At 62.9% G+C, this 8,619-nt stretch carries 5 protein-coding genes and 3 pseudogenes (1 of these 8 only partly in view); 2 read left to right on the top strand and 6 right to left on the bottom strand.

Features of this window, described 5'->3' with window-relative positions:
• Positions 1–189, top strand: the final stretch of a protein-coding gene (locus tag LGH82_RS24205) for a M23 family metallopeptidase (protein WP_227345161.1). 1,782 nt of this gene lie to the left of the window's left edge; the window shows 189 of its 1,971 coding nt (coding positions 1,783–1,971); its start codon lies beyond the left edge, outside the window; its stop codon occupies positions 187–189.
• Positions 190–196: 7 nt separating this feature from the next.
• Here LGH82_RS24205 and LGH82_RS24200 read toward each other — a convergent pair whose 3' ends face one another.
• Positions 197–1,756, bottom strand: coding sequence for an MFS transporter (locus LGH82_RS24200; protein WP_227345160.1), 1,560 nt, complete (start codon positions 1,754–1,756; stop codon positions 197–199).
• A 147-nt stretch (positions 1,757–1,903) separates the two neighbouring features.
• Here LGH82_RS24200 and LGH82_RS24195 point away from each other — a divergent pair, with 147 nt between their 5' ends.
• Entirely contained in the window at positions 1,904–2,536 is a 633-nt protein-coding gene (locus LGH82_RS24195; RefSeq protein ID WP_227345159.1) for a TMEM175 family protein, read from the top strand.
• On the opposite strand, the gene LGH82_RS24190 is transcribed toward LGH82_RS24195, so the two are convergent.
• The 5 genes and pseudogenes from LGH82_RS24190 to clpB all read right to left on the bottom strand — a co-directional run bounded on the left by LGH82_RS24190 (position 2,510) and on the right by clpB (position 8,512).
• Positions 2,510–4,030, bottom strand: a complete 1,521-nt coding sequence (locus LGH82_RS24190) for a L,D-transpeptidase family protein (RefSeq protein WP_227349674.1) — start codon at positions 4,028–4,030, stop codon at positions 2,510–2,512. The two genes, LGH82_RS24195 and LGH82_RS24190, sit on opposite strands and share 27 nt — an antisense overlap.
• 131 nt (positions 4,031–4,161) lie before the next feature.
• Positions 4,162–4,296, bottom strand: a pseudogene (locus LGH82_RS24185) (MmcQ/YjbR family DNA-binding protein); the annotation flags it as partial.
• Between the two features lie 34 nt (positions 4,297–4,330).
• Positions 4,331–5,426 (bottom strand): annotated as a pseudogene (locus LGH82_RS24180) (IS3 family transposase).
• Positions 5,329–5,766, bottom strand: coding sequence for an MmcQ/YjbR family DNA-binding protein (locus LGH82_RS24175; RefSeq protein WP_227345158.1), 438 nt, complete (start codon positions 5,764–5,766; stop codon positions 5,329–5,331). The pseudogene LGH82_RS24180 and the gene LGH82_RS24175 overlap by 98 nt, the downstream one beginning before the upstream one ends.
• Positions 5,767–5,907: 141 nt before the next feature.
• Positions 5,908–8,512, bottom strand: a pseudogene (gene clpB / locus LGH82_RS24170) (ATP-dependent chaperone ClpB).
• Positions 8,513–8,619: the final 107 nt, after the last annotated feature.

Here is an 8,619-nt window from a genome sequence, read left to right as displayed (position 1 = left end):
CACCTTCACTACGAGCTGATCGTCAACGGCACCAAGGTCGATTCGATGCGCGTGCGCCTGCCGGTCGGCAAGGTGCTGAAGGGCGACGACCTTGTCGCCTTCAAGCGCGAGCGCGAGCGCATCGACGATTTGCTCAAGCAGCAGGACAGCGATTCGCTGAAGGTCGCGAGCGCCAAGATCGAAGGCTGAAGCCGCTTCAGCCTCGCGGATCCACCGCGCGGCGCGACCACGGCAGGGCTTCGCCGGAAACAGTCATCCACGTAATGACCGCCGAAAGCAGGCAAAGCAACGCGGTCACCGACGCAACGGCGGAGAAAGCGGCGTCGCTCGCCGCAAGCCTTGCCGCATCGAGTGCCGGAGCGAGCCCGGCCGGCGCCGGTTCGCCAAAGCCTGGAACGCCGGCCACGGCGCTGGTGTTCAAGGACGCCGCATAGGTCCACGCGGCAAGCGACCCCATCGCCGCGACCGCGATCAGGCCGCCGATGCGTGAGACGGCGTTGTTGATACCCGAAGCGGCACCCGTGTCCTTGTCCTCGACAGCCGTCATGATCGCGGTCGACAGTGGCGACACGACCAGCGACATGCCCAACCCCATCAATGCCATCAGCGGGAACGCCCCGGTCCAGAAATTGCGGATGCCGGCATGGGTCAGCAAGGCAAGACCGGCAAAGGCGATGGCGACGACCAGACTGCCGCAGGCTATGGGGAAACGCGGCCCGATCCTGTCGGACAGCTGCCCGACGAGCCCCGACAGAAGCGCGATGCATGCCGACAGCGGCAGGAAGATGAAGCCGACCTCGGCCGTGCTCAACCCCCAGCCGGCAATCAGCAGCATCGGCAGGTAGAACAGATTGGCCGACAGGGCGAAGTAGAGAAAAAAGGTCGCGACATTGGCGCCGGCGAAAGCACGGATGCGAAACAGCGAAAGATCGATCATCGGTTCACGCTGCCGACGCTCGAAGACGATGAAAGCGATGAGCAGGACCATGCCGACGGCAATACTCGGTCCCGACAAATGCCCCTCGCCCTTGGCGCTCATCGAGGTCAGTCCATAGGCGAGCGCGCCGAACGCCAGCGTTGCGAGTGCGCCGCCGCCGAGATCGAGATTTCGCTTCTGCATCGGCGGGTCAGCGGGGATCTTGGTGACAAGAAGATAGATCGAGATAAGGCCGAGCGGCAGGTTGATCGCGAAGATCGCCCGCCAGATGCCGTCGCCAAAGGCTGACAGGACAAGACCGCCGAGCACCGGGCCAAGGGCCGTTGTCAGCGCCGAGGCCGCCGCCCAGATGCCGATCGCCCTGCCGCGCTCTTTCTTCGGGTAGGCCTTGGCGATGATGGCGAGGCTGCCTGGCACCATGATCGCGGCACCAATGCCCTGGATGGCGCGAAACACAATTAGTATCCCGGGATTCGGTGCCACCGCGCAGGCAAGCGAGGACGCTATGAATAAGGCGATGCCCGCGATGAAGGCGCGGCGCAGGCCGAACCGGTCGCCGGCGGCACCACCGGCGAGGATCAGCGCCGAAAGCGTCAGCGCATAGGCATTGGAAATCCATTGCGCCTCCGCGAGGCTGGCGCCGAGATCGACGCGGATCGCCGGCATGGCGATGGCCAGGATCGAACCGTCGATGAAGCCGAGCGCGGACGCCAGGATCGCCGCGATCAGCACAAATCGCCGCTGCGATTGCGGACAGAACGTGCCGTTCGTGACCGGGCTGGCCAGCGGGACGGCGGCGACTTCATCGGGTGAATGCATGGAGCCCTGCTTAGACCGCCGATCCGCCGCCAACAACCCGCCAGTGGCTTGCTGTCATTGAAACCAGCCACCTCGTCGCGCCCTATCCGGATGCAAACGGCGGTAGTCATGCTAAGCTTTTGGACAATCGCGAGCCGGGAGACATCGATGAAGCGTCCACTCGAAGCATCGGCGGAGGGGCGCGGCCGTATCGTCGGCATCACCGACGGGGTGTTCGCCATCGCGCTGACCTTGATCGTTCTCGAGATCAGGGTGCCGGCGCACGAGGCAATCCATTCAGAACACGATCTGCTTGCCGCGATCGCGGCGCTGGCGCCGCGCTTCCTGACCTACGCGCTCAGCTTCTTGACACTGACCATCTTCTGGTTCGGCCAGCAGGCCCAGCATGGCTTGATCGCAAGGTCCGACCGGCGGCTGGCGACGCTCAACCTCTGTTTTCTGGGGTTCATCGCCCTGCTGCCATTCTCCACCGACCTGCTGGCCGACTTCCTCGACTACAGGACCGCCGTGCTCGTCTACTGGCTCAATCTCTTGATGCTCGGCGTAACCCTGTTCGCCAGTTGGTGGTACGCGGAGCGAAACGGTCTCCTGGATGACGGCGTCGACGCGGAAACGACACGCACGGTCTATCTGCGCATCATCAAGGCCCAGATCCTGTGGGCGGTCGGCGCGGCACTCTGCCTGGTCAGCCCCCTGCTCAGCGTCGGCTTCATTCTGGTCGTGCAGTTGATCTATGCCGCTGCGCTGCGCGGCTCATTGCTGCGCAACGTCATCGGCTGAAGGTCCGCCAACGAATTCCACGGTAACGCCTGGCGATACCAGCTTGGCGAGTTCGCGCGCGTCCCAGTTGGTCAGCCGCACGCAGCCATGGCTTTCGGTCTTGCCGATCTTCGACGGCTCGGGCGTTCCGTGGATGCCGTAGGTCGGCTTGTCGAGCGCGATCCAGACCGACCCGACAGGTCCGTTGGGGCCTGGCGGAATGGTGAGAATCTTGTCGTTCTGGCCCTGCTTGAAGTTGATGTTGGGGTTGTAGGTATAGTTCGGGTCGAGCGCAATGCGCGACACGGCGTGGATGCCGGTGGGCGACGGCGTGTCGGCCGAGCCGATGGTCGCGGGATAGGCTGCGACCAGCTTGCCGCCCGCATCGTAGGCGTACACTTCTTTCTTGGTCTTGTCGGCGACGATGCGCGCGACCGGCGTCGACACCAGCTTGCCGAAATTGGCGACCTTGATGATCGTGCCGGGGCTGTTGAAGTCGAGGCCCTTGTTGATCGATTTGAGATAGTTCTCGTCCATGTGGAAGCGCTCCGCCAGCGCCTCGGTGACAGAGGTGTAGCACATGCAGTTGAGCTGCGCCTTCTGGCTGTAGTCTTCCGGTATCGACGCCACATAGGGACCGGCCACATCCTCGGGCGTGATCGTGTAGGATGCAAAGGCATCGCCGCCGGACTGCGCCAGCGCGGCCTGGATGCCGACCGCGTCGGTTGACTTCAGGTTGGTGCCGTTGATTTCGTTGTAGGCGGCGAGCGCCTTGTCGACATTCGAGCCGAACCGTCCGTCGATGACGCCGGGCGAAGCACCGCCGCGATCGAGCAGCACCTGCAGACCCGCGACGTCCTGGCGCGCGCCAAGCGAAAGCGAGGGATCAACAGCGGTCTTGCCATCCACCTTGGGGGGCAGAGCTGTCTGGTCGGTACTCGGTACCGCCGGCTGAACCGGCTCGATCGACGCCTCGTTGAGCGGCTGACGTTTGATCGTGTCCGGCTTGGCGATGCCCGGCTTTGCAGGCTGCGGCGCTGCCGGATAGGCGTTGCGGTTGCCGCCATCATCCTGCGGCGCCGGCGGATAGGCGTTCGCCGAATTGTCACCATAGGGATCGTCTTGATCGGCTGGTGGTGCGATGGTGCGGCCCTGCTCGTTCATCCGCTGACGGCGCCAGCGCGGCGTGTCGTCGGGATTGTCGAGAGTGTAGCCATCGTCATCAGTCACCGGGCCAAGGTTGCGGTCTCCCTCGTCGCGACGGAACGCGCGGCGATCGTATCGCGTCTGCGGCGGCTGGATGGCGATCACCTTGCCGGTATCCGCATCGACAATGACGCGGTTTCCCCTGGCATCATAGTAGACGTCGAGGTTGCCGTTCTGCGCGACCTGAATACCGCCCGCATCGGCGGCACGGGCGATGCGCGGAGCGCTATCCGACATCGGCGTAGCGAACGCACCGGAAGATATGAGCCCGACGGCGAGAGCCGAAAGGGTGAAGATCGTGCGAAACATGGTGGCCAAACTCTCCGGTCCGTAACTGCCGCCGCCCGGCGTTTTCCAGGCGAACCCCTTCGCCAGAAAATCAGTAACCACCTTATGGTTCCAACATGAACCGGGCATGAAGATGGCGGATTTCTGGTATATTAGCGCCCGGCGAGGCCAAGTTCCCCGCGCGCCTGTTTGGTCAGCTTCAGCGCGACCAGGCGATGGCTCTCACGCAGATAGTCTTTCAACGCGTCATCATCCATGCTCTGGCTTGTCTGGCGCTGGACCCATTTTGGACTTGCTTCGGTAAAGTGGAGAGCGGGTTGCTCATTCGGCGGCGTTTCGCTCGAACTGCATCGGGCTGATGTAGTCGAGCGCGGAATGCCGCCGGATGGGATTGTAGAAGCCGTCGATATATCGGGCAATGGCGGCTTGGGCATCGGCGCGGGTAAGGAAAGAGGTGCGCCAGATCAGTTCAGTTTTCAGCGTCTTGAAGAATGTTTCGACCATGGCGTTATCAAAGCAATTGCCCTTGCCTGACATTGAGATGATGACGCCGGCGGCACGCAATTCGGCTTGGTAGTCGATAGAACAATATTGGCTGCCGCGGTCGGAGTGGTGAATGAGGCCGGGTTCCGGCTGCCGCATGACGAACGCCTTGTTGAGCGCTGCCAGAGCCAGGCTGCGGTGTAGCCGGTTGCCAGCAGCCCAGCCAACGACCTTGCGGGCAAACAGATCGATGACGACAGCAAGGTACAACCAGCCCTCCGCGTCCAGATGTAGGAGATGTCGGCACCCCATTTCTGGTTGGGACCAGTGGCGGCAAAATCCTGGTCGATGACATTGGGGGCAACCGGAAAGGCGTGTTCGCTGTCCGTCGTGCGCTTGAACCGCCGCTTCTGTCTTGCCTGGAGGCCATTCTCCCGCATCAGACGCGCCGTTCGTCGCCGGCCAATGGCAAAGCCATTGTCTTGCAGTTCCCGCGTCATGCGCGGGCTACCATAGGTTCCGTTCGACAGCGCGAACGACGATCGCACATGCGCCAGCATTATCATGTCGTCGCGCTGCCGGCGGCACGCCGGCCGGCGCCCCCAGGCAAAGTAGCCGCTCGGGCTGACACCCAGCGTCGCGCACAAACGGTCCACAGGGAAATCCTTCTTCGCCTGGTCGATGAGCGCGAACCTCACCGACTTCCCTCCTTGACGAAAAAAGCCGTCGCCCGTTTCAAGATATCCCGCTCCTGCCGAAGGATTTCATTCTCCCGCCGCAGCCGTTTCAATTCAGCGGCGACATCAGCATCAGGCGGACGCCCAGGATCGCCCATCTCACGATCCAGCTGCCGACCCATCCATCGCGTCAGCGTCGAGAAACCAACACCAAGATCCTCCGCGATCTGCCGCTTCGTCCGACCGCTCGTTCGCACAAGGCCAACCGCCTCCGCCTTGAACGCATCCGTAAACTGTCTCTGTTTCGTCATCGAGGTCGCCTTTCATCAGAAGGAAACTCTCCACTTTTTCGGGGCAAGTCCATTTCATGCCGCGCGAGGCAAGATAAGGTGCTGGCCGCAGGCCCGGTTGTTCCTTCAGCACATCGAAGGCGATGTCGGAGCATTTGAAGGTGACGAAGAGCCGCTCGCCATCGTCCCAGCCGCCGATCGCGAAGACCTTGGCACCGACCTTCCAGACATGGGCGCCGCCCCATTGGACAACGTGGTTTGTCGACGGCAGCGAGGCACAAAAGCTGTTGTAGTCGTCCAGCGTCATCCGCGCCCCGCTTCTTACATGAAAATGCCGCGAGTCCAGACCGGACGCGCGGCATTCTAAAGCGCGACGCGCTTCAGATCTTTGTTTTTATGCATGTCGTCACCCCAAAAACCGGGGTCACTTTTGGGCGACATGCATTGATCAGGCCGCCGCTTCGGTCGCGACAACCGTCGACTTCGAGCGGAAGTTCAACCTGTCGGAACCGGCGGTCACCTTGACGGTCGAGCCGTCGAGGATGTCGCCGAGCAGGATCTTTTCCGCCAGCGGGTCCTGCAGTTCCTTCTGCATCACCCGCTTCAGCGGCCGCGCGCCATAGGCCGGATCGTAGCCCTTGGCCGCCAGCCACTCGACCGCCTCCTTGTCCAGCGACAGCGTGATCTTGCGATCGGTCAGCAGGCTTTCCAGCCGCTTGAGCTGGATCTCGACGATGCGGCCCATATCCTGCCGGCGCAGCCGGTGGAACAGGATCACCTCGTCGACACGGTTGAGGAACTCCGGCCGGAACGACGCCTTGACGACGTTCATCACCTCGTCGCGTACGACATCGACATCCTGGTCCTCGCCGAGATTGACGAGATATTCGGCGCCTAGGTTCGAGGTCATGATGATCAGCGTGTTGCGGAAGTCGACCGTGCGGCCCTGACCATCGGTCAGGCGGCCGTCATCGAGCACCTGCAGCAGCACGTTGAACACGTCCGGATGCGCCTTCTCGATCTCGTCGAACAGCACGACCTGATAGGGCCGGCGCCGCACGGCTTCGGTCAACGCGCCGCCTTCCTCATAGCCGACATAGCCGGGAGGCGCGCCGATCAGCCGGGAGACGGAGTGCTTCTCCATGAATTCCGACATGTCGATGCGCACCATCGCGCTCTCGTCGTCGAACAGGAAATTGGCCAGCGCCTTGGTCAGTTCGGTCTTGCCGACGCCGGTCGGTCCCAAGAACATGAACGAGCCGATAGGCCGGTTCGGGTCCTGCAGCCCCGCGCGCGCACGACGCACGGCCTTCGACGGCTTGCACCGCCTCGCCCTGGCCGACGACGCGCTTGCCGATCTCATCTTCCATGCGCAGCAGCTTGTCGCGCTCGCCCTGCAGCATCTTGTCGACCGGAATGCCGGTCCAGCGCGAGACGATATGGGCGACGTGGTCGGGAGTGACCACCTCCTCGACCATGCCGACCTTGCCGTCCTGGGCCTCGGCATCCTTCAGCTTCTTTTCCAGTTCCGGGATCTTGCCGTAGGCAAGCTCGCCGGCACGCTGGAATTCACCCTTGCGCTGGGCAATGGCGAGATCGTTGCGCGCTTCCTCGAGCTGCTTCTTGAGGTCGGCTGCAAGCCCGAGCTTCTGCTTCTCGGCCTGCCACTTGGTCGTGATCTCGGTTGATTCCTCCTCGAGGCCGACAAGCTCCTTCTCAAGCCGGGCAAGCCGGTCCTTGGACGCATCGTCGGTCTCGACCTTCAGCGCTTCGCGCTCGATCTTGAGCTGCATGATGCGGCGGTCGATCTCGTCCAGCGCCTCAGGCTTGGAATCGACCTGCATGCGCAGCCGCGATGCGGCTTCGTCGACGAGGTCGATCGCCTTGTCCGGCAGGAAGCGGTCGGCGATGTAGCGGTTGGACAACGTCGCCGCGGCGACCAAAGCCGAATCCGAGATGCGCACCTTGTGGTGCTGCTCGTATTTTTCCTTCAGGCCACGCAGGATCGAAACCGTGTCTTCCACCGTCGGCTCATCGACGAACACGGGCTGAAAGCGGCGGGCAAGGGCCGCATCCTTCTCGACGTGCTTCCTGTATTCATCGAGCGTGGTCGCGCCGACGCAGTGCAATTCACCGCGCGCCAAAGCCGGCTTCAGGAGGTTGGACGCATCCATGGCGCCATCCGCCTTGCCGGCGCCGACCAGCGTGTGCATCTCATCGATGAACAGGATGATGTTGCCGTCGGCCGAAGTGACTTCCGAAAGCACGGCCTTCAGCCGCTCCTCGAACTCGCCGCGATATTTGGCGCCGGCGATCAACGCGCCGAGATCAAGCGCCATCAGTTGCTTGTCCTTCAGCGATTCCGGCACGTCGCCATTGACGATGCGCAGCGCCAGGCCTTCGGCGATCGCCGTCTTGCCGACGCCGGGTTCGCCGATCAGCACCGGATTGTTCTTGGTGCGGCGCGACAGCACCTGGATGGTGCGGCGGATCTCGTCGTCACGGCCGATGACCGGATCGAGCTTGCCGGCGCGGGCATCCGCGGTCAGGTCACGCGCGTATTTCTTCAGCGCGTCATAGCCCTGTTCGGCAGTCGCCGAGTCGGCGGTGCGACCCTTGCGGACATCGTTGATGACCTGGTTCAGTGCCTGTGCGGTGACGCCGGCCTTGGCCATGATATCGGCGGTCTTGGCGGACTTTTCCACGGCGAGCGCGGTCAACAGCCGCTCGACCGTGACAAAGCTGTCGCCAGCCTTCTTGGCCAATTCCTCGGCGGTGGAAAACACCTTGGCCAGCGGCTGCGCCAGATAGAGCTGGCCATTGCCGCCCTCGACCTTGGGCATCGCCTCAAGGGCTGTCTCGACGCCAAGCTTGACGTCGCGGACGCTGCCACCGGCGCGCTCGATCAGCGACGCGGCCAAGCCCTCGTCGTCGTCGACGAGCACTTTCAGAATGTGTTCGGGAGTGAACTGCTGGTGATTGCGCGAGAGCGCCATGGTCTGCGCGGACTGGATGAAACCGCGTACGCGCTCTGAGTATTTCTCAAGGTTCATATCTGTCTCCTTCCATCACCGGCCCGCTTTGCGGCACCGGATCAGATTGTGGTGACGGACCCGCTCATTCGAGCCGAATCCAGTTAGGGCTGATATGGTGCGCAAAA

Origin of the sequence: Mesorhizobium sp. PAMC28654, assembly GCF_020616515.1 — a bacterium.
Lineage (GTDB): Bacteria > Pseudomonadota > Alphaproteobacteria > Rhizobiales > Rhizobiaceae > Mesorhizobium.
The sequence above is the reverse complement of the archived record's forward strand: the minus strand, read 5'-3'. Positions and strand labels throughout refer to the sequence as shown.